The organism is Zoogloea sp. GDB6 (assembly GCF_056724105.1).
The window spans coordinates 5,283,060-5,302,867 of record NZ_CM161497.1; the positions used below are offsets into that span (position 1 = coordinate 5,283,060).

Below are 19,808 nucleotides of genomic sequence, written 5' to 3' on the forward strand. Positions count from 1 at the left end.
TCCGCTAGATGGTGTTCCCCAGACTGACACCGATTTCATGGGAACACATCGGTGGGAGAACGAATCATGACGCTTACCGATACCAAGCCGTGGAACCTCAAACCGGGCGAAAAGCCATACATCGAAACCGATGAAGGTGGCCTGCACATTGAAGTCATGCCCGACGGCACAAAGGGCTGGTGACTGCGCTACGCTTAGATTGGACGCCTTGCCAGTACGGTGGCGCGCGTCCGTGGTTCCTCTGTCCTGCGAGAGGCTGCGGGCGGCGCGTGGCGATCCTGCATGGCGGCTCAATCTTCGCCTGCCGACACTGCTACCAGCTTGCCTATGAGTCGCAGCGGGAATGGGGCTACAACCGTCTGGCCGAGCGCGCGGACAAGATCCGGCTGCGGCTGGGCTGGCCTGGGGGCATCCTCAACCCGAAAGGCTGGCAGAAACCGAAGGGCATGCACTGGGTGACATTCGCACGGCTGAATATCGAGCACGACGCGCTTGTTGCGGCGGCGCTGGGTGGCATGGCTGAACACCTGGGGCCGGTGTCGCATCGGCTGGATTCGGCCAAGCGCGCGCTTGATCGTCACGCCGAAATGTGGAGGTAGGGGCATCCGATCCCTGGGCGGCAAGGGCGGGAGAAACCGAGCGGTATCCCACATAGGGAAAAAATAATCGCCCATTCAAATCGAAATCAAATGACCATGAGACAGCACGTCTTGAACTGCGCGGGTCCTCCTGGCTGTGCTGCTTCACGGGGACGGAGATCCGCGAAGATTGACTGTTTTCCGAAGCCCCTTAGTTGTTGTTTTCCATTATCGAAAAATCAGCGAGAAACCTGATCTACCCACGTCGTGACTTTTCGTTTCAATAACCAGCTCGCATGTTGCAATGAGGTAGATTCATGTTGTTTCTAGGACGATGACAAGGGAGAAAGTATGGACGCGAAGTGGAAGTCGAACGTTTTTACGCTGCTGCTGGCGAGTGTCTCTTGTTCCGCAGCCCAGGCGCAAACCACACTTGGCGAGATACTCGACAAGGGGGGGCACGTTCTCGAAAAAGACGAACTGACCAAGACCCTTGTTGGCGCGAGCTTTTCAGGTGTTCGAGCAAATGGCGGCACCATCGATGCGAGCGTGAATGCAGACGGGCGCATAGGGGGGAATTTACAGAATCCAGGGCGTGCGGCGCTTAACTTCATCGGAGTCTGGAAAATCGCTGATGATGGACGGTTCTGCTTTGACTACAAAGCCAATGCCCCCAACGCACTCCCCACAACAGCTTGCACTTACTACTTCCAGCTTGGGGATGAATATTTCGTCTCTTCATCGAAGTCGGATCTGGCTGCATCTGTCACGCCAAGAAAAATCAGACATTGAACTTCCGTCGATCAGACTCACGCACTTCAAGAACCGACCCGCCCCAGTGGCGGGTTTTTTGTTTCGCAGCGTACTTGTATACGCCGGGTGAATCCGCTAGATGGTGCTTCCAAGGCTGACGCCAATTTCATGGGAACACATAGGCGGGAGAACGAATCATGACGCTTGCCGATACCAAGCCGTGGAACCTCAAACCGGGCGAAAAGCCATACATCGAAACCGATGAAGGTGGCCTATGCACGGCGGCACAAAGGTCTGGCGACTGCGCTACCGATCGGTGGACCCGGCGATCGTCCAAGCCTTCCTGCAAAACTGGTGCTGGAAGGCTTTGGAAAAGAACATGGTCCCGGCAGTCGGCAACAAACAGATTGCCGACATGCTGGACCGACTGCTGCGGACGATCGACCAGTCCTCCATGCAACGAGTGCACAAGCTGGCGCAGCACCTGCTGATTCTGCGCATGGTCCACAAGTTCGAACTGATCGAGGCCAAGTGGGAAGAAATCGACTTCGAGAAGGATGAATGGTTGATCCCAGGCGAACGGATGAAGAAGGACAAGCCACACTTCGTCCCCCTCCCCCGCCAAGCCGTGGCGACCTACACAAACCGATAGCCAAAAGCACCTTGAACATCGCCGCCCACACGATGGAACACGACGTGCAGGACTTCGTGATTCACAACCTCCGGCACACCGCCTCCACCCACCTGACCGACGCCAGCTTCAATTCCGAGTGGAGCGAGAAATGCCTAGTCCATGAAACCAAGGGCATCCGGGGCGTTTATAACGGGCACAGTACATGGAGCAGCGGCGGGCTGGGAGTGCGAGAGGCCATACAAGAGTTCGCCCAACTAGACCCCTGGAGATCAATGTCGTTGGCCACTCAAGGAGCTGAGACATCAAGGGACGAATCCACTAGAGCGAATGAAAAATTGGTAGCAGTAGCGTCGCGGCTAAGGCGTTTGACGCTCTGCCCAACAGTGCAAAAGAAGCCACACTTCTGCTGAATGACCTGCTTAGCCGCGGTACTCCGAACTGTCTTGGAGAGCGTCGCCTTCCTCCACGGAGAGCGACAGCATGGCAGCACGAAACGAAGCAGCACTGAAGGAACGGGCGGAAATTCGCATCATCCGCCGTAATTTCGAGGACGCATCCGCCGGAATGTCGCCCGCTACTCCCTGCGCGTACCGCACTGGCCAACCACCGGTTTTCTGATCGGCAACAGCGTTCGAGCCGGCCTCCCCATGCCTGACGCTTCGTTACCGGCGGCACTGCTGCGGATTGGAGGTGTAATGATCCGCGCCCTGATCGCTGGAGAGCTGGTCGCCAACCCGCAGGAACGCACCTGCAAGACAGTAAAGCTTTCGCCCCCACTCGCGTGTCGGTTCCGCAAGGAAATGAAGGGCGGGTGTTCTGCTCCGCAGATCGCCTTCAACGATGACGTCGTGGCCGCAATGGTAGGGCTGTCCGCCGTAATTGGCCGTAAGGCCCGCATAGCCCCCAAGCGGCGGACATCTGGCGAGTGACCCCGGACCTGTGAAGCGGTATCCAGCCGGGCAAGCTTCAAGCCTACATCCATGAAGCGGTATCGGGTGGCGCTGCAGACGACGGCCTCCTGCAACGCTTCGGGCTGCCGGTATGACCGGACGTGGGGCGGGAGTGGCGCAACGTGGATCGCTTTCAGGATACAGCCGCGAAGAATGGCGCCTTCGAAACCTTTCAGCACCTCGATGCCATGCAACCGGGCAGCGCCCCCGAGATCGGCGAGCCGGCCCCCGCCGTCCATCGCTTCGCGCCCGATGCCCAAGCCGAGTTTGACGACTGGGGGTACGACGTCGAGACAGCTTTACAAGCTGGCGCCCCCCAGCGATGGAGTTGCACCTGTCCAAATATCAGAAGCTGATTCCGGCGCCGACCCTTGTCTGCTCCCTGGCGGACGATGAGACCGAGGTGAGTATGGATTCCCTATGGCGGGCGCGGGCCTGGGGCGACTCCTCAAGAGCCATGCCCCCAGAACCTACGGAGCAGGCACCGGCCCGAACACCGATGGCGCCGCCGCCCTGCTCACCAAGATCCAGGCTCGGGTTTGCCGTGCATGACGTGTATCTGAAGGGCTTGGCGAACCTGAACATCCGCGAGGCGGTGAAGGCTGCCGCCGCTCTGCTGTGTGACCTGGAGCACCTGCGGCGAGTCGATACGAAGCCCGACGACGGGGCAGAAAGCCGACCGCAAGCTATAAGATCAACCCGAAAACGACGGGCAAGGGGGCGGTCAATCCCTGGGCGGCAAGGTCGGCAGTAACCACCCGGTATCCTACGCAGGGAAAAGATCCTTTGTTCAAATCGAAATCAAATGCACCCGCAACAGCAGAAAGATTGTCCAGCCATTCGCTAGATTCTGTATTGAGCGGAGCCGACATTAAGCCCGCTTGTGGTCAGGATCATCGGATCGAGGTCGGAATCAGTTCAACGGTGGAACAGGCCTTGCCGTATCAGTGCAACCACACCTTCTGCAGGATTTCCCATTCCGGTTCGGAGAGGTACCACTCGGTAACCTCGATTTCCCGTTGCTCCACCTGATAACGACGTTCATAGCCCGTGGGGGATCGCCCGTCCCTTTGTCGCCGGTCGTTGCCGGAGCGCCGTTCCAAACCACTCCAGTTTCTTCCACGGGAGATCAGCAGCTTTTCCATTTCCCTCACCCGTCTGTGTGCCCTTCACTACAAGCATCGGCGAGGCATGCCAAAACCTGTGATAACTAGTTCTCGACCAGGCATCGGCCGGGACCTTCAAATGCGACATAATTCTCAGCATCCGCCATCCGGCTGGTGCGCCCCCCCGCAAGATCGAACGAATATCGATCTACCGCATCCGACGCACACCGCTCTTCAACTTCAGGACCTTCGCCATGCGCACTCCAGTTCTCTGCATCTCCCTGCTCGCCACAATTCTAGCGGCCTGTTCAGGCGAGGCGCCCCTTTCCCTCGCCGACAAGGTGAAGGCCACCAGTGAGCTCATCGCCGAGCGCCCGGAGTGTGCTGAGTACGCTCGCAAGATCGGCGGAGCATCCGACAGCAAGCAGGTGGACCGGACCTATCAGGCCGCCAAGGGCGCCCACTGCATCAAGCCTGACGTATGAAGACTGCCGCGCGGGCCGGTCTTACTCTTGCCCGCATTGAGCCGCATTCCATCGCAAGCACACAGGAGACACGACGATGACTTGGGAGCCGGACCGTTATCTGCAGTTTTCCGATGAGCGCCTGCGCCCCGCGCTCGACTTGCTTGGGCATATTCCGCCGATCCGCCCCGCCCACGTCGTCGACCTCGGCTGCGGAGCCGGCAATGTCACCCGTCTGCTCGCGGAACGTTGGCCAAACGCGGAATTGGTTGGACTCGACAGTTCCCCCGAGATGCTGGAGCGGGCACGCAATGCGCTGCCGAGTGCCCGCTTCGAACTGACGGGCGTCGAGCAGTGGGATTCCGAGGATGCGCCGGACCTGCTGTTCTCCAATGCCGCACTGCATTGGGTTGGTCAGCATGAAGCCCTCTTCCCTCGCCTGCTCGACAGGCTGTCACCCGGCGGCGTGCTGGCCGTGCAGATGCCCGGCAACTTCGACGCACCATCCCATCGCCTGATCCGCGAGCTGGCCGCGTCGCCGATCTGGTCCGGCAAGGTCGGCGCCGGACGTATGGGAAACATCCTCGGCATGGCGGATTACCACCGCCTGCTCGCCCCACGCAGCACCCGCCTGTCCTTGTGGGAAACAACCTACTGGCAGGCCCTGCACGGGGCCAGCCCAGTTCTCGACTGGCTGCGCGGTACCACCCTGCTGCCCTACGTCGCGCCAATGGACGAGGCGAACCGCGAAGCCTTCTTCGGTGAGTTGGGCACCTTGCTCGCCGACGCCTACCCGGCCGATGAGAACGGCACCACCCTCTTCCCGTTCCGCCGGATCTTCATCGTCGCCCAGCGATGAGCGACATCGAACACTGCGCCCTGCATGCCGAGGCAGCACGCCTGATTGCGGCCGCAGACGGGCTGATCGTCGCGGTCGGGGCCGGCATGGGCGTGGATTCGGGATTGCCCGACTTCCGCGGCAACAGCGGATTCTGGCGTGCCTACCCAGCCCTTGCTAAGGCACGCATCGCATTCGAGGAGATCGCCAACCCCGCGACCTTCCGACGTGATCCCGTGCTTGCCTGGGGCTTCTACGGCCACCGTCTGAATCTCTATCGCAGCACCCGCCCCCATCGCGGCTTCGCGCTCCTGCGCGAAATCGCCGATCGATTACCCAAGGGTGCCTTCGTGTTCACGTCGAACGTGGACGGCCAGTTCCAGCAAGCCGGCTACGACGAGAAAGGGATCTGCGAGGTGCACGGCTCCATCCATCACCTCCAATGTTTGGATGGGTGCGAAGGCTGGATTGGTTCGGCAGACAACTTCAACCCCGAAGTGGACGACAGCACCTGCCGGCTCCTCTCACCGCTGCCGCGCTGTTCGCACTGCAACAGCCTCCTGCGTCCCAACATCCTCATGTTCGGGGATGGTGACTGGCTGGGCCGACGCAGCGACGCCCAGCACCGCCGCCTGGAAGCCTGGCTGCGAGACATGCGCAAGCCAGTCATCGTCGAGATCGGTGCCGGCAATCACGTTCCTACGGTCCGCTGGTTCAGCGAGACGCTTGGCGAGCCCCTGGTACGCATCAACCCGACGGAACCGGAAATTCCTGGGCCTGGCGTCAGTCTTCCGCAGGGCGGCCTGGCCGCCCTCGTCGGCATTCACGCAGCACTGAGTGCCCAGCATTTCTTCGCCTGAGCAGCCCTTGTTCCACGTGAAACACGCCCCATGGATTTAACGCTTCCACTCCTGGCTGTCGGTGCCTTCTTTGCCGGTACCGTCGATGCCGTCGTCGGAGGCGGCGGTCTGATCCAGATCCCGCTTCTCTTTTCGACCTTTCCACAGGCAAGCCCCGGTACGCTGTTTGGCACCAACAAGCTGGCCAGCGTGCTGGGCACCACTAGCGCCGCCGTCCAGTACGGCCGACGGCTGACGATCCCCTGGCGGGCCGCAGGGCCGGCTGCGATCGCTGCTGCGGTTGGGTCCTGGCTCGGGGCGCGGACCGTCGTGCTCTTTCCGCCCGCGGCACTTCGTCCATTGATCCTCATCCTGCTGACCGCGGTTGCGGTCTATACCTTCATCCGCAAGGACTTCGGCACCCAGCATCAACGTCTTACCAATGCATCCCGCGAGCAGCAACGAACACTTGCCATCGGCGCGGCAGTCGGCTTTTACGACGGATTCTTCGGCCCGGGTACCGGCAGCTTCCTGATCTTCCTGTTCATCAGATTCCTAGGGATGGATTTCCTGCATGCATCGGTGTCTGCCAAGATCATCAATGTGGCGACTAATCTGGCGGCCATCGCTGTGTTCGTTTCCCACGGCGAAGTGTTCTGGCAGGTGGCAGCCATCATGGGTGCCTGCAATCTGCTCGGCTCCCGTGTCGGTACCGCGCTTGCGCTGCGCCATGGGGCGGTCTTCGTCCGCAAGGCCTTCCTGCTCGTCGTCATCGTGCTGATCCTGCGTTTCAGCTACGACACTTTCCTGGCCTGAAGGAGCTGTTCCACGTGAAACATCCGCCCTTCCATGTCTCGCTGACGCCCGACGCTGCGCTCTCCATCGAACCCACACTCAGCCTGGTGGAGGCATGCAGTCCATTCCAGCACATCGCCATCGAGCAGTCTGCCACCTTCGGACGCCTGTACCGCCTGGACGGCGACCTGATGGCCAGCGAGGCCGACGAGTTCATCATCCACGAAAGCCTGGCCCACATCCCAGCCCTGGCGCACCCGGCCCCGCGTAGCGCCCTGATCCTCGGCGGCGGCGACGGCGCCACGGCCCGGGAACTGCTCAAACACCCCAGCCTTGAACGGATCGTCGTGGCCGAGCTCGACGCAGCGGTCGTGCGTCTTGTCGGACAATTCATTCCCGCCCTCCCCGCCCTGGCCTTCGCCTCACCCCGCGTGCACCTGCAGATCGGCGACGCCGCCGCAAGCCTTCGCCAACACCATGCCAGAGGCGAGCGCTTCGACCTTATCCTCTTCGATCTCACGGCCAGCGACGATCCAGCCTGCGCACATCTTCATCACGAAGAATTCATGCGCTTGTGTGCGGCCAGCCTGAACCCTGGCGGTATCATCCACGTCCAGTTGGGCTCGCCCTTTTATCAACCCACGCAGACTGCGGCCCTGTGGCAACGCATGCGCGGCGTATTTGCCGACCTGCGCCCGACACTCATCAGCGTCCCGTCCTATGGTGGCCCCTGGCTACTCGCCCGCGCAGCCATCAACACCATGACAGACCCGGCCCCCGCCACACTGAACGCACGCCTCAGCGAGCGCAGCATCACGGGTCTGCGCCACTACAATCCGGATCTGCACCACGCCTGCCAGACCCTCCCTAACCACCTTCGCCATTTGCTCGCCTGAACCCATGCCTCACGCTTTTACCTCCACGCCCCCCACCTCTCTGCCGGAAGACAGCCTGGGCTACGCGATCCTCACCGCAGCCCAGCTGATCGCCGACGTCACTGCCGGCACCACCCTCACCGAGGGCCTGGCCGACCTGTGGGCCGCCCGGGCGCAGACGCCGGCCGGCGTGCGCGGTGCAGTGCTCGACCTTACCTACGGGACACTGCGGGATTACGGACGCCAGGACTTCATCCTCGGCAGGCTCCTGCAAAAGCCGCTACCGGAACCGGTCCAGTCCATCCTGCGCGTGGCGCTGTACCGCCTGGACAGCCACGCCGACACTGCCCACACCGTCGTCAACCAGGCGGTCGGTGCCGCGGCGACATGCATCGACGGCAAGTTCAAGGGTGTCGTGAACGGCGTGCTGCGCAACGCCCTGCGGCAGATGGATGCACTGAACAAGGCTGCCGATGCGGACATGGTCGCCGAGCACCGTCACCCGCCCTGGTGGATCCGCCGCCTGAAGGCCCAATACCCCGCCGAGTGGCGCGACATCCTGCGGGCCGGCAACACCCATCCCCCGATGGCCCTGCGTATCAACGTGCTGCGCAGCAACCTCGAGGACACCCTGGCCAGCTTCGCCGAAGCGAGTTTGCCGGTACGCCAGCTCACCAATGGAGCCCTGCTGCTGGAGCGCCCGGTCCCCGTTTCCCGTGTCCCCGGCTTTGCGGAAGGCTGTATCAGCGTGCAGGATGCCGGCGCCCAGTTCGCCGCCCAATACCTCGACGTGGACGATGGACAACGCGTTCTCGACGCCTGCGCTGCTCCCGGTGGCAAGACCGCCCATATCCTCGAAATCGCCGATGCGGAACTCACCGCCCTCGACGCCGACCCGTTGCGGACACGACGCATTACCGAGAACCTGCAACGCCTCGGCCTCGACGCCACCGTAAAGCACGCCGATTGTCGCGACGTCTCCAGCTGGTGGGACGGCCGCCCCTTCGACCGCATCCTGGCTGACGTACCCTGCTCCGCCTCCGGCGTGGTGCGCCGCAACCCGGACATCAAATGGCTGCGACGCGCCAGCGATATTGCCCACTTCGCGGCCCAGCAGTCCGAGATCGTCGATGCCCTGTGGCAGGTCCTCGCCCCAGGTGGCAAAATGCTCTATGCCACCTGCTCGGTATTTGCCGAAGAAAACCGTGAGCAGATGGCCGGCTTCGCTGCCCGTCATCCCGATTGCCGCCGGCTGCCCCTGAACGGCCAGCTCGACTGCCAATACCTGCCCAGCTCCGAACATGACGGATTCTTCTACGCCCTGCTCGAGAAAATCGCCTGAGCGCCGCCGCTTCCTGCTCCACACCCTAGGCATCACCGCCGGTGCGCTACTTGCACTCGAAGCCGCACCGGCGCATGCCAACGATGCGGACATCCGCAGTGCCGCCCTGCTGCCCAGCGACGATCTCTACGTCCTCAACGCCGACATCAACGCCGAACTCACCCCGCTTCTCGCCGATGTGGTGGCCCGCGGGGTATCGCTGTACTTCAATGCCGAGTTCGAACTGAGTGCCCCACGTTGGTACTGGATGGACGAGGAGATCGCCAGCAAGACCCTGACCTATCGCCTTTCCTACCAGTCCCTGACCCGCCAGTACCGCCTCACCACTGGCGCCCTGCACCAGAACTTTGGCAGTCTCGAGGAAGCCATGCGGACCATGCTGCGCATCCGCAACTGGGGCATCGCCGATCGCAACGCGCTGAAGGTCGGAAAGAGCTATAACGCCGCGCTGCGTTTCCGCCTGGATGTCGGCGAGCTGCCCAAGCCACTTCAGGTCAGTGCCTTCGGACGGAAGGACTGGAACATGGCAACCGATTGGTACCGGTGGACCTTCGTCGTCACCCGGGAATCGAAATGAGATCCACCGGTCTCGTCATCGCGGCGGCTGTCGGCGGCATCCTGCTCTTCCTGCTTGCCACCGCCAGCGCCAACACGCCACTGTTCGCCCGCAACTACACCCTGCTCCTTGGGCTCAACGGCGCCATCACCCTCGGGTTGGCCAGCCTGGTGGTCGTCCAGTTGCGCAGCTTGTGGCTGGAGCACCGGGCCCGTCGTTTCGGCTCCCGTCTCAAGCTGCGACTGATGGCCATCTTCGCGGCGATGGCGGTCGTACCGGGCGCCCTCGTCTACGCGGTATCTTTGCAGTTCGCGGTGAAGAGCATCGAATCCTGGTTCAACGTGCGGGTAGACGCGGCCCTGGAAAGTGGCCTCCAGCTCGGTCGTACGACCCTCGAAATCCTCCTCGACCAGCTCGCCAACAAAGCCGATCAGGTAGCCCTCGAGCTCGAATCCGCCGCGCCGATCCGCCCGCCGCTGCTCAATCAACTGCGCGAAAGGGCCGGCATCGAATCCGCAACGGTGTTCTCTCCGAGTGGCAAGATCATCGCCACCGCCGACATCCAGCTCGACACGCTGATGCCCGAGCAGCCCAGTGCGTCCCAGTTGCGCCAGGCCCGCCAGACCCGTGGCTACCGGGCGGCGGAAGGCAATGCCACCGAAGGGCTGGTGCTGCGCGTGATCGTGCCGATTCCGTCGCGGCGCTTCACCGAACCCCAACTACTGCAGGTCACCCAGGAAGTTCCGCGCTCCTTCGCGATGCACGCCGAGAGCGTTGAAACAGTGCACCGGGACTACCAAGAGCTTTCCCTCGCCCGCAACGGCCTGAAGCGCATCTACACGCTGACCCTCACGCTCACCCTGCTGTTGGCCCTGTTTGCTGCCGTCGCCGTCGCCTTCGTGCTGACCCGCCGCCTCGCCGCACCGCTGTTCATCCTCGCCGAGGGTACCCAAGCGGTGGCTGCCGGTGACTTCAGCCCGCGTCAAGCCCTGCCGGCCCGCGATGAACTCGGTGTGCTGACCCAGTCCTTCAACCAGATGACCCGCCAGCTGGAAGATGCCCGCGAACAGGCCGACAAGCACCGGGCCGCCGTCGAACGCAACCGGGCCTACCTGGAAGGCGTGCTCGCCAACCTCTCGGCCGGCGTGCTGGCTTTCTCGCCGGACGGCCATCTACGCGCAGCCAATCACGGTGCGATGACCATTCTCAACGACCCGCTCGACGGCTACGAGCGCCTGCGCCTGGACGAATGGGAAGGCCACGGTGCTTTCCGGGATGCGCTACTGGATGGCTTCCATGGCCCCGAAGCCGACTGGAACCGGCAGATCGAATTCTCCAATCCGGACGGCAGCACCCAAACCCTCCTCCTTCATGGCACCCGTCTGCCCGACGATACCGGCGGAGGCTGGGTAGTCGTGTTCGACGACATCACCCACCTCATCGCCGCCCAGCGCACCGCCGCCTGGGCTGAGGTGGCTCGGCGCCTGGCCCACGAGATCAAGAACCCGCTGACCCCGATCCAGCTATCGGCCGAGCGCCTGCAGTTCAAACTGGCCGACCGCCTCGACGACGAAGGCCGGCAAATGCTGGAGCGCTCCACCACCACCATAGTGAACCAGGTGGAGGCGATGAAGAACCTGGTCAACGCTTTCCGCGACTACGCCCGCCTGCCCAGCCCGGTGATGACACCGGTGGACCTGAACGCCCTGGTGCGCGAGGTGCTGGTCCTCTACGAAGGCTCGCCGGTGATGATCCATGCAGAGCTGGCCGCCGAGCTACCCCGTGTGCTGGGCGACGTCACGCAAATCCGCCAGGTCATCCACAATCTGCTGCAGAATGCCGAGGACGCGCTCACCGAACAGGCGCAACCGGAAATCGAGCTGTTGACCCGATCCGATGCGCGCCGGGTAGACTTGATCCTGCGCGACAACGGACCGGGCTTCCCACCCGAGATCCTGTCCCGGGCTTTCGAGCCCTATGTAACGACAAAAACCCGCGGTACCGGCCTCGGCCTCGCCATCGTCAAGAAGATCATCGACGAACACGAGGGAGAGATCCGTCTCGCCAATCGAGAAGCCGGTGGAGCGGAAATCCGCATCCGCCTGCGCTGCGCCCCCCATTCTGAGTCCAGTGTCCATGGCTAAAATCCTCATCGTTGACGACGAAGTCGGTATCCGCGAACTCCTGTCCGAGATCCTGCGCGACGAAGGTCACGACATCATCCTCGCCGAAAACGCCGCCACCGCCCGGGCCGCCCGCAATGCCGCCCGCCCGGATCTGGTCCTGCTCGACATCTGGATGCCCGACACCGATGGCGTCAGCCTGCTCAAGGAGTGGTCGGCCAATGGCCAGTTGACGATGCCGGTCGTGATGATGTCCGGCCACGGCACCATCGACACCGCGGTCGAAGCCACGCGCATCGGTGCGATGGAATTCCTCGAAAAGCCCATCGCACTGCAGAAGCTGCTCGCCGCCGTCAAACGCGGCCTGGCCCGCATCAAGCCGGCCCATGCGCCGAGTCCGTTGGGCCTCGCGGCCTTCGCCCGCTCCGCCCCGCTGCGTGACCTGCGCAAGCGCCTGGAACAGATGGCCGACAAGTCGCGGATCATCCTGCTGCGGGTCGGCCCCGGCAGCCTGGCGGAGCTGTGCGCACGCACGCTGCAGCGGGTCGGCGCTCCATGGCTGGACCTTTCGCTGAACAGCGCGCCCCTCGAACTGAACATCCTCGAAGGAGCCCGCAACGGCCTGCTCTACGTCCCGGAGCTGATTTACCTGTCACGCCCCCAGCAGAAGAACCTGGTCTTCGCGATGGACCGTCTGGAACGCCACGGCCAGACCCTGGTCGTCGCCACCGAGCATCGCCCGGACGAACTGACCGAGCACGGCTGGGAAGAGCGCGTACTGACCCGCCTGTTCGAAGTATCCCTGGCCCCACCGGCCCTCGGCGAGATCCGCGACGAGATCCCGGAGATCGCCAGCCAGGTCCTGTTGCACCTGGTCGAAGCCGGCGAAGTGCCACCCCGCCGCCTCTCCTCCGCCGCCCTCAACGCGCTGCGCAACCAGGCCTGGCCGGGCGGCTACGGCGAACTGAAGGCGGCCATCAAGTCCCTGTCCCTCGGCACGCTGGAAGAAGAGATCGGCATGGACGACGTCGCCCACCTGCTGGTCAAGACACCGACCGCCGCCCTCGGCCTGCCCCTCGACCTGCCGCTGCGCGAAGCCCGCGAAATCTTCGAGCGCCTCTACTTCGAACACCACCTGCAGCTGGACGGCGGCAACATGACCCGCCTGGCGGAAAAGACCGGTCTCGAACGCACTCACCTCTACCGCAAGCTCAAGCAACTCGGCATCAGCGTCGGCCGCAAGCACGAGGAAGGCAGCGCCTGAGCGTATGCCGGGCATGGCCCCGCTTCCCTGAGTTCGCGGCCCAGCAAAGAGACAGCGAACACGCTCGACAGGTCCGCGCTCCACGGCCACCCCTGACACGGGTGACCATCAATCCTTCTTGATCTGCCCCATCCACGCGGGGGCGACAAATGGCGGATAATCCCGCCTTTGCCGCCCCGCGCGGTCCCCGTCGAGGAATTACCGTGAGCCGTCCGAAGAACGACACCTTCCTGCGCGCCCTGCTGCGCCAGCCCACCGACTACACCCCCCTCTGGCTGATGCGCCAGGCCGGCCGCTACCTGCCCGAGTACCGCGAGACCCGCAAACGCGCCGGCAGCTTCCTCGACCTGTGCAAGAACCCCAGCCTGGCCTGCGAAGTCACGCTGCAACCCCTCACCCGCTACAACCTCGACGCGGCGATCCTGTTCTCCGACATCCTCACCGTGCCCGACGCGATGGGCCTCGGCCTCTACTTCGCGGAAGGAGAAGGTCCGAAGTTCGAGCGGCCGCTGAAGGAAGAATGGGAGATCCGCAACCTGGCAGTGCCCGATCCCAACATCGAACTCGGCTACGTGATGGACGCCGTCGCCGAGATTCGTCGCGCGCTTGGCGATTCTGTACCGCTGATCGGCTTCTCCGGCAGCCCCTGGACGCTCGCCTGCTACATGGTGGAGGGCGGTGGCTCGGACGACTACCGCAAGGTCAAGGCCCTGCTCTACAGCCGCCCCGATCTGATGCACCACATCCTGGACATCACCGCCCAGTCCGTCATCGCCTACCTCAATGCGCAGATCGAAGCCGGCGCCCAGGCCGTGATGATCTTCGACTCCTGGGGTGGCGTGCTCGCCCACGGCGCCTACAAGGAATTCTCCCTCGCCTACATCCGCAAGATCGTCGCCGGCCTCACCCGCGAAAAGGATGGTGAGAAGGTGCCGTGCATCGTGTTCACCAAGGGCGGCGGCCTGTGGCTGGCCGACATCGCAGACAGTGGCGCAGACGCAGTCGGCCTGGACTGGACCGTGGATATCGGCGCGGCCCGCCGCCTGGTCGGCGACAAGGTCGCGCTGCAGGGCAACCTCGACCCGGCCGTGCTGTTCGGCACTCCCGAAGCCGTCGCCGCCGAAGCGAAGAAGGTGCTCGACGCCTTCGGCCCCCACCACGGCCACGTCTTCAACCTGGGCCACGGGATTTCCCAGTTCACGCCGCCGGAAAACGTCGAGGTGCTGGTCAATACCGTGCACAGCTACAGCCGGGAACTCAAGGCGAAGGCCGCCTGAGGCGCAGCAGCGCAATCATGCGAAGGCCGGCAGCTTGCCGGCCTTTTTTGCTGCCGGCCCCCGGATTCCGCCGGCTCCCCAGCCTATCCAGGAGTATCCGGGCCCCTGCTGGAGCCCAGATGGGAAAACGACCCCGTCAAGCACTAAATTTTCGACTTACCCCTTGACTTGTGCACAGCTTCACGTCCCTCGTCATTTTTCTGACATGAATTCCTAACTGACTTTTTGGTCGTTCCAAGAGACTGTTTTTAAATGGAATATTATCTGTGCCAGATTCACGGCTGGAAAATGGAAAGCATATGGCGGGTAGCTATAAGGGTGATTTGCCGGTTTTCCCCACAAAGTTATCCACAGGTTTTGTGGACAAGAAAAAATACGCATTCGACGCCAAAGAGTTCAAGCCCTTTGCCCATCCGCCATCTCAAAAAACCGTTGCAATACGCTGATTTACGGGTACTTTCCCAAAACAGTCACCATTCCGCACCCTAGCCCACCGTGATCGTCCGCGTCGCCCTGCCGGTCCCCCTCCCCCGCAGCTTCGACTACATCGCCGAAGATCTATCCCCTGCCGACCTCGGACGCTGCGTACGTGTCCCCTTCGGGCGGGGCGAGAAGACCGGACTGATCGTCGCGCTTCCGGAAACGACCGAGTTGTCACCGGATCAGCTGAAGCCCGTCATCGCCATCCAGCGCGAAGCACCGGCCTTGCCCGCTGACTGGCTGGAGATGGTTGAATTCGCCGCCCGCTACTATCAGCATCCCCTCGGCGAAGTCGTCGCGATGGCCTTGCCCCCGCGCCTGCGCCGGGCGGATGCCGTCAGCGGCAATGAAGCCGACCCCCTGCTCAATCTGACCGATGCGGGCCGGGACGCCATCACCGCCACCAAACGGCAGAGCCGCGCGCTAGCCCTGTTGCACGACCTCGCCAGCCACGGCCCGCGCCGCAAGTCGCAGCTGCGCGAGGGGAGCAGTGCAAACCCGGCGGTGGCCGACGCCCTCAAGCGGGGCTGGATTGCCCCTTCCGCCGCTGCCGACCCCGCGGCGATGGCCGGCGCACCGCCCCTCACCACGGAGCAACAGGCTGCCGTCGATGCGATGTCGGCGGACTTCGGCCGCTTCCAGACTTTCCTGCTGGCCGGCGTCACCGGCAGCGGCAAGACCGAGGTCTACCTGCGGCTCGTCCAGCAGGTTATTGCGCGCGGCGGCCAGGCTCTGATCCTGGTGCCCGAAATCGCCCTCACCCCTCAGCTGGAAGGGCGGGTGGCCGGCCGCTTCCCGGCCGCGCGCGTGGTCAGCCTGCATTCCGCGCTGGCCGAAGGCGCCCGCTCCCAAGGCTTCGTGCAGGCCATGGAGGGGCGCGCGGAAATCGTTCTCGGTACCCGCCTGTCGGTGTTCACGCCACTGCCCCGCCTTGGATTGATCGTGGTGGACGAGGAACACGACGCCAGCTACAAGCAGCACGAAGGCGTGCGCTACAACGCCCGCGACCTGGCGATCTGGCGCGCACGTCAGCGCAGCGTCCCGATCGTCCTCGGCTCTGCCACACCGTCTCTGGAAAGCTGGCACGCTGCCGATGTGGGGCGTTACCGGCGCATCGAACTGGCCAATCGCGCCGTCGCCGCCACGTTGCCACGGGTGCGCCCGGTAAACATCCGCCGCGAGAAGCTCCAGCACGGGGTCTCCGAACACCTGCTGCGGGCCATCGAAGCGCGCCTGCAGCGCGGAGAGCAGAGCCTTATCTTCCTCAACCGCCGCGGCTACGCGCCGGTGCTCTCGTGCCCGTCCTGCGGCTGGGTCAGCCGCTGCCCGCACTGCACGGCCAACATGGTCCTGCACCTGGCCGACCGGCGCCTGCGCTGCCACCACTGCAGCTTCGAAGCCGCCATCCCGCTGGCCTGCCCGGACTGCGGCGACCAGGACATCCAACCCTTCGGGCGCGGCACCCAGCGCCTCGAGGAAACCCTGGGCGAGCGCTTCCCCGATGCCCGGATCCTGCGCGTCGACCGGGACGCCGCGCGTACCCGCAGCCAATGGGACGCGCTGCTCGACCAGATCGGCCGCGGCGACGCCGACATCCTGGTCGGCACTCAGATGATGGCCAAGGGGCACGACTTCCCCAAGCTGACCTTCGTCGGCGTGCTGAACGCCGATTCCTCGCTGTTCGCCGCCGACTTCCGGGCCCCCGAACGCCTGTTCCAGCAGCTCATGCAGGTCGGCGGCCGGGCTGGCCGCGGCGAGCTACCGGGCGAAGTGATGGTGCAGACCCAATACCCCGACCATCCGTTGTACCAGTGCCTCGCCGCCCACGACTTCGCCCGCTATGCCGTACTGCAGCTCGAAGAGCGCAAGCAGGCCCGCTTTCCGCCCTTTGCGGCCAACGCACTGCTGTGCGCCAACGCCACCGAACTGGCCACCGCCATCGACTGGCTGAAGGCCGCCCGCGCCACCGCCGAGCCCTTGTCGCAAGCCTTTGGCGTGCATGTCTTCGATCCGGTACCGATGCGCATGGTCCGTCTCGCCCGCCGGGAGCGAGCCCAGCTGCTGGTCGAGGCACAAACCCGCCCGGCACTGCAGGCCTTCCTCACCGAGTGGAGCCGCCGGCTGTGGGCGCTACGCCCGCCCAGGGAACTGCGCTGGCACCTGGACGTGGACCCCGCCGAAGTCTGAACGGCTCCTGCTCGCCCCAGCACCAACCTTCCCCGCAACAGCGCAGCCCCATGCTGGGGTATGAGCGGCAGCGCTATAGCGCGGACCACAGGTGGTGCCCATCGCCGTTACAAATGAACAAGGGCTTACATTTCCCCTGACAACCACCGGCGATGGCAGGCGTTATTCGCTACAAGGGCAGGCAATTACGCCGCCCCGGAACAAACGACCAAGTCTCATCAAGGAGAACGCAAATGCTGAACAAGATCATCGCCATCGCCATCGCCGCCGGTTTCGCTTCCGCCTCCTTTGCGCAAGCGCCCGCCGCAACCCCAGCCAAGCCCGCTACTGCAGCCACCGCCGCTGCCGAAAAGAAGGCCGAAGCGCCGAAGGCTGAAGCTCCCAAGGCTGGCGAAACGGTGAAGACCGAGACGACGAAGGCTGCCGAGCCGGCCAAGAGCGAAGGTGCCAAGGTCGAGAAGCATGAAAAGCACATGAAGCACGCCAAGCACACGGCCAAGACTGACGCCAAGGCGGAAACCAAGGCCGCCGAAGCGCCCGCCGCTGCCAAGTAAGCTGCCTCAGTCGTACTGATACCAGCGCCGCGGGGCGTGGTCCGGTCATCCGGATCACGCCCCGCGATCTTTTTGTCCATAGCGCCAGCAGCCCCGAACATCGCCTGCAATCATTTGATAATAATTCTCGTTTACTTTTCAATCCAACAGCACTAAATTGAGATCCATTCTCATTAGCTCAAACGGATGAATCGATGAACGCTCCAGCCCTGTCGGCAACCACGCTCGAGTCGCCCAGCCTATGGGCCGGAACCCTCGCCCAACTCCTCCGCTTCGATGAAACCGGCTGCCACCACGCCGCCCGACGCGCTGCCGATCTGCTCAGCCGCCTGGCCGACCAGCCGAACCTGGACCCGGGTTTTCGCGATCTGTGCGAACGCGCCGCCCACCGCCTGGAAACCGCACATACGGGAGCGCGCCATGTGTCTCGCCCCTGAAAACCAGCCCCCGAGCCTGCAAAGCCTGCTGCGTGCCGAATACGCCAACGCCCTGGTGGCCATCGAAGCACCGAGCGGCGCCACCACGGGCCGCAAACGGCCCAAGCTGTGGGATCTGGACGACAAGCACCATTGCCCGTTGATCGGCACCTGCCTGACCATCGACGAGTTGCAGCGCTTCGCCAAACGCTTTCACTTCACCGCCCGCCCCGGCGACGACTTCGCGCTGCACGTGGAAGCCGTCGCCCAGTGCCGCGGCCGCAACCCGGCTGCCGAAGCCATCCAGCGTCACCTCGACCGCAAGTACGCGCTGTCGGTGACCCGCTTCGGCAAGCTCAAGGACGATCAGGACCTGCTGGCCCTGTGGCACGAATGCCAGCAACGCGGCGACATCGCCGGTCCCCTGTGGGCCCTGTGCACCCACCGGAACGCCTCCCAGACCACGCTGCAGCAGGCCTACGCCGACGTCCACATGCTGTCCCACCAGGTCGGTGCCGGCCTCGCGGCCGACACACGGCGCCTCGCCCACCTGGAACGGGAAAACACCGAACTGAAAGGCGGCCTCAAACGGGAACTGGCCGCCCTGCGCCGCCAGCTCGCTGCCGCGGAAGCCGAGCGTGCCGAACGGGATGCACTGCGCGGCGAGATCGACACCCTGCAGAAGCGACTGCAACGCTTCGAGTCCGGCCAGGTCGTCGTCGAGATGGGCCAGCGCCTGATGGCCATGCAGGCGTCCCACGACAAGCTGCTGACCGCCTCGGGACGGATCTGGGAGCTGGAGCGCAACCTGAAGGACATCCGTGAGGACGCCCAGCGCATCGCCGCCGAACGAGACACCGCACTGGCCGAGCGGGACGCGCTGGAACATCTGCTGCGGGCCATGGAGCCGGCCGCTTGTGACGCCGGCAGCGACGCCTGCGCCGCCTGCGAACACGCGCTGGGCGCACGCTGCGTACTGTATGTGGGCGGCCGCGCCGCGCTGCTGGCCCAATACCGCCAGCTCGCCGGGCGCTTGGGCATCACGCTGATCCACCACGACGGCGGTCAGGAGGAATCCCTGTCGCGCTTGCCCGAACTGATCCGCAGCGCCGACGCAGTAATGTGCCCGACCGATCACGTCAGCCACAACGCCTACTACCACGTGAAAGCCCACTGCAAGCGGGTCGGCAAGCCCTGCCTGTTCTACCGGGGCGGCGGCATCTCCGGCTTCGCAGTAGCGATGGCCCGCATCGGGCGCGGTGAATACACCCTGGCCGGTGAGCCCGGCTGAGCATCAGCTGCAGGAGAGGCTGGCATGGTTCCAGCACACTCATTCCTTGTGAATAAGTTCACTCAAGTTCATATGCCGTCCTCCGTTAGCAATCGAAGAAACTCACCGGAGCGACAGCATGCCCTCCCCTGCAACGATCCTGCTCGTCGACGACAGCCGCGCATCCCGGATGCTCTGCGCATCCGTCATGCGCAGCCAGCGGCCCGACCTGAACCTGCTCGAGGCCGGCAACGGCGAAGCAGCCCTCGAGATCCTGAGCACAGCCCGTCCCGATCTGGCTGTGCTCGACATGAACATGCCGGGCATCTCCGGGCTTGAGCTGGCAGAAAAGATCCGCGTATCCCATCCCGACATCACCCTCGCGCTTCTCACCGCCAACGTCCAGGAGGCCATCCAGCGGCGGGCAGCTGGGCTGGGCGTGCGCTTCTTCCGCAAACCCATTGGCGAAGCCGTCATCAGCGACATCCTGCAACTGCTGGACTGAAG

The 19,808-nt window shown here is 63.9% G+C and carries 22 protein-coding genes; 21 read left to right on the plus strand and 1 reads right to left on the minus strand.

The features are described 5' to 3' along the window. The first annotated feature begins 269 nt into the window (after positions 1 to 269). The 5 genes from AC1PQG_RS24045 (at position 270) to AC1PQG_RS24065 (ending at position 3,271) form a co-directional block, all read left to right on the plus strand. Positions 270 to 599, plus strand: a complete 330-nt coding sequence (locus AC1PQG_RS24045) for a hypothetical protein (RefSeq protein WP_481120254.1) — start codon at positions 270 to 272, stop codon at positions 597 to 599. 330 nt (positions 600 to 929) lie between these two features. Then, on the plus strand, positions 930 to 1,370 hold the full coding sequence (locus AC1PQG_RS24050) for a hypothetical protein (RefSeq protein WP_481120255.1): 441 nt from the start codon (positions 930 to 932) through the stop codon (positions 1,368 to 1,370). Between the two features lie 235 nt (positions 1,371 to 1,605). Beyond that, positions 1,606 to 1,983, plus strand: a complete 378-nt coding sequence (locus AC1PQG_RS24055; protein WP_481120256.1) for a hypothetical protein — start codon at positions 1,606 to 1,608, stop codon at positions 1,981 to 1,983. A 677-nt stretch (positions 1,984 to 2,660) separates the two neighbouring features. Then, a complete protein-coding gene (locus AC1PQG_RS24060; protein WP_481120257.1) occupies positions 2,661 to 2,894 on the plus strand; it encodes a hypothetical protein in 234 nt (77 codons plus the stop codon). A 143-nt stretch (positions 2,895 to 3,037) separates the two neighbouring features. After that, the gene (locus AC1PQG_RS24065) at positions 3,038 to 3,271 is read left to right on the plus strand and encodes a hypothetical protein (protein WP_481120258.1); all 234 of its coding nucleotides are present in this window, start codon (positions 3,038 to 3,040) and stop codon (positions 3,269 to 3,271) included. A gap of 588 nt (positions 3,272 to 3,859) precedes the next feature. Here the strand turns inward: AC1PQG_RS24065 and AC1PQG_RS24070 are convergent. Beyond that, positions 3,860 to 4,060 carry a hypothetical protein gene (locus tag AC1PQG_RS24070; protein WP_481120259.1) on the minus strand — a complete coding sequence of 67 codons (201 nt, stop codon included), beginning with the start codon at positions 4,058 to 4,060 and terminating at the stop codon, positions 3,860 to 3,862. A 215-nt stretch (positions 4,061 to 4,275) separates the two neighbouring features. Between AC1PQG_RS24070 and AC1PQG_RS24075 the strand changes: the two genes are divergently transcribed. The 16 genes from AC1PQG_RS24075 to AC1PQG_RS24150 all read left to right on the plus strand — a co-directional run bounded on the left by AC1PQG_RS24075 (position 4,276) and on the right by AC1PQG_RS24150 (position 19,806). Next, positions 4,276 to 4,506, plus strand: coding sequence for a hypothetical protein (locus AC1PQG_RS24075; RefSeq protein WP_481120260.1), 231 nt, complete (start codon positions 4,276 to 4,278; stop codon positions 4,504 to 4,506). 76 nt (positions 4,507 to 4,582) lie between these two features. Then, the gene (locus AC1PQG_RS24080; RefSeq protein WP_481120261.1) at positions 4,583 to 5,344 is read left to right on the plus strand and encodes a methyltransferase domain-containing protein; all 762 of its coding nucleotides are present in this window, start codon (positions 4,583 to 4,585) and stop codon (positions 5,342 to 5,344) included. After that, positions 5,341 to 6,183, plus strand: a complete 843-nt coding sequence (locus AC1PQG_RS24085) for an SIR2 family NAD-dependent protein deacylase (protein WP_481120262.1) — start codon at positions 5,341 to 5,343, stop codon at positions 6,181 to 6,183. Before AC1PQG_RS24080 ends, AC1PQG_RS24085 begins: the two co-directional genes overlap by 4 nt. A gap of 30 nt (positions 6,184 to 6,213) precedes the next feature. Then, positions 6,214 to 6,978 carry a sulfite exporter TauE/SafE family protein gene (locus tag AC1PQG_RS24090; RefSeq protein WP_481120263.1) on the plus strand — a complete coding sequence of 255 codons (765 nt, stop codon included), beginning with the start codon at positions 6,214 to 6,216 and terminating at the stop codon, positions 6,976 to 6,978. Between the two features lie 14 nt (positions 6,979 to 6,992). Then, positions 6,993 to 7,853 carry a fused MFS/spermidine synthase gene (locus AC1PQG_RS24095; protein ID WP_481120264.1) on the plus strand — a complete coding sequence of 287 codons (861 nt, stop codon included), beginning with the start codon at positions 6,993 to 6,995 and terminating at the stop codon, positions 7,851 to 7,853. A 4-nt stretch (positions 7,854 to 7,857) separates the two neighbouring features. Beyond that, positions 7,858 to 9,174, plus strand: coding sequence for a 16S rRNA (cytosine(967)-C(5))-methyltransferase RsmB (gene rsmB, locus AC1PQG_RS24100; protein WP_481120265.1), 1,317 nt, complete (start codon positions 7,858 to 7,860; stop codon positions 9,172 to 9,174). Further along, positions 9,134 to 9,751 carry a DUF4390 domain-containing protein gene (locus tag AC1PQG_RS24105; protein ID WP_481120266.1) on the plus strand — a complete coding sequence of 206 codons (618 nt, stop codon included), beginning with the start codon at positions 9,134 to 9,136 and terminating at the stop codon, positions 9,749 to 9,751. Before rsmB ends, AC1PQG_RS24105 begins: the two co-directional genes overlap by 41 nt. Beyond that, positions 9,748 to 11,874: a sensor histidine kinase gene (locus tag AC1PQG_RS24110; protein ID WP_481120267.1), complete on the plus strand. Its 2,127-nt coding sequence runs from the start codon at positions 9,748 to 9,750 to the stop codon at positions 11,872 to 11,874. The genes AC1PQG_RS24105 and AC1PQG_RS24110 overlap by 4 nt, the downstream gene beginning before the upstream one ends. After that, a complete protein-coding gene (locus AC1PQG_RS24115) occupies positions 11,867 to 13,117 on the plus strand; it encodes a sigma-54-dependent transcriptional regulator (RefSeq protein ID WP_481120268.1) in 1,251 nt (416 codons plus the stop codon). The genes AC1PQG_RS24110 and AC1PQG_RS24115 overlap by 8 nt, the downstream gene beginning before the upstream one ends. Positions 13,118 to 13,320: 203 nt before the next feature. After that, the gene (gene hemE / locus AC1PQG_RS24120) at positions 13,321 to 14,394 is read left to right on the plus strand and encodes a uroporphyrinogen decarboxylase (RefSeq protein WP_481120269.1); all 1,074 of its coding nucleotides are present in this window, start codon (positions 13,321 to 13,323) and stop codon (positions 14,392 to 14,394) included. Between the two features lie 266 nt (positions 14,395 to 14,660). Continuing rightward, a complete protein-coding gene (locus tag AC1PQG_RS24125; protein ID WP_481120270.1) occupies positions 14,661 to 14,840 on the plus strand; it encodes a hypothetical protein in 180 nt (59 codons plus the stop codon). 49 nt (positions 14,841 to 14,889) lie between these two features. Next, on the plus strand, positions 14,890 to 17,061 hold the full coding sequence (locus tag AC1PQG_RS24130) for a primosomal protein N' (RefSeq protein ID WP_481120271.1): 2,172 nt from the start codon (positions 14,890 to 14,892) through the stop codon (positions 17,059 to 17,061). 233 nt (positions 17,062 to 17,294) lie between these two features. Next, positions 17,295 to 17,615, plus strand: coding sequence for an amine oxidase (locus AC1PQG_RS24135; protein WP_481120272.1), 321 nt, complete (start codon positions 17,295 to 17,297; stop codon positions 17,613 to 17,615). A 194-nt stretch (positions 17,616 to 17,809) separates the two neighbouring features. Further along, positions 17,810 to 18,052, plus strand: coding sequence for a hypothetical protein (locus AC1PQG_RS24140; protein WP_481120273.1), 243 nt, complete (start codon positions 17,810 to 17,812; stop codon positions 18,050 to 18,052). Further along, positions 18,036 to 19,322, plus strand: coding sequence for a DUF2325 domain-containing protein (locus tag AC1PQG_RS24145; RefSeq protein WP_481120274.1), 1,287 nt, complete (start codon positions 18,036 to 18,038; stop codon positions 19,320 to 19,322). The genes AC1PQG_RS24140 and AC1PQG_RS24145 overlap by 17 nt, the downstream gene beginning before the upstream one ends. A gap of 118 nt (positions 19,323 to 19,440) precedes the next feature. Then, positions 19,441 to 19,806, plus strand: coding sequence for a response regulator transcription factor (locus AC1PQG_RS24150; RefSeq protein ID WP_481120275.1), 366 nt, complete (start codon positions 19,441 to 19,443; stop codon positions 19,804 to 19,806). Positions 19,807 to 19,808: the final 2 nt, after the last annotated feature.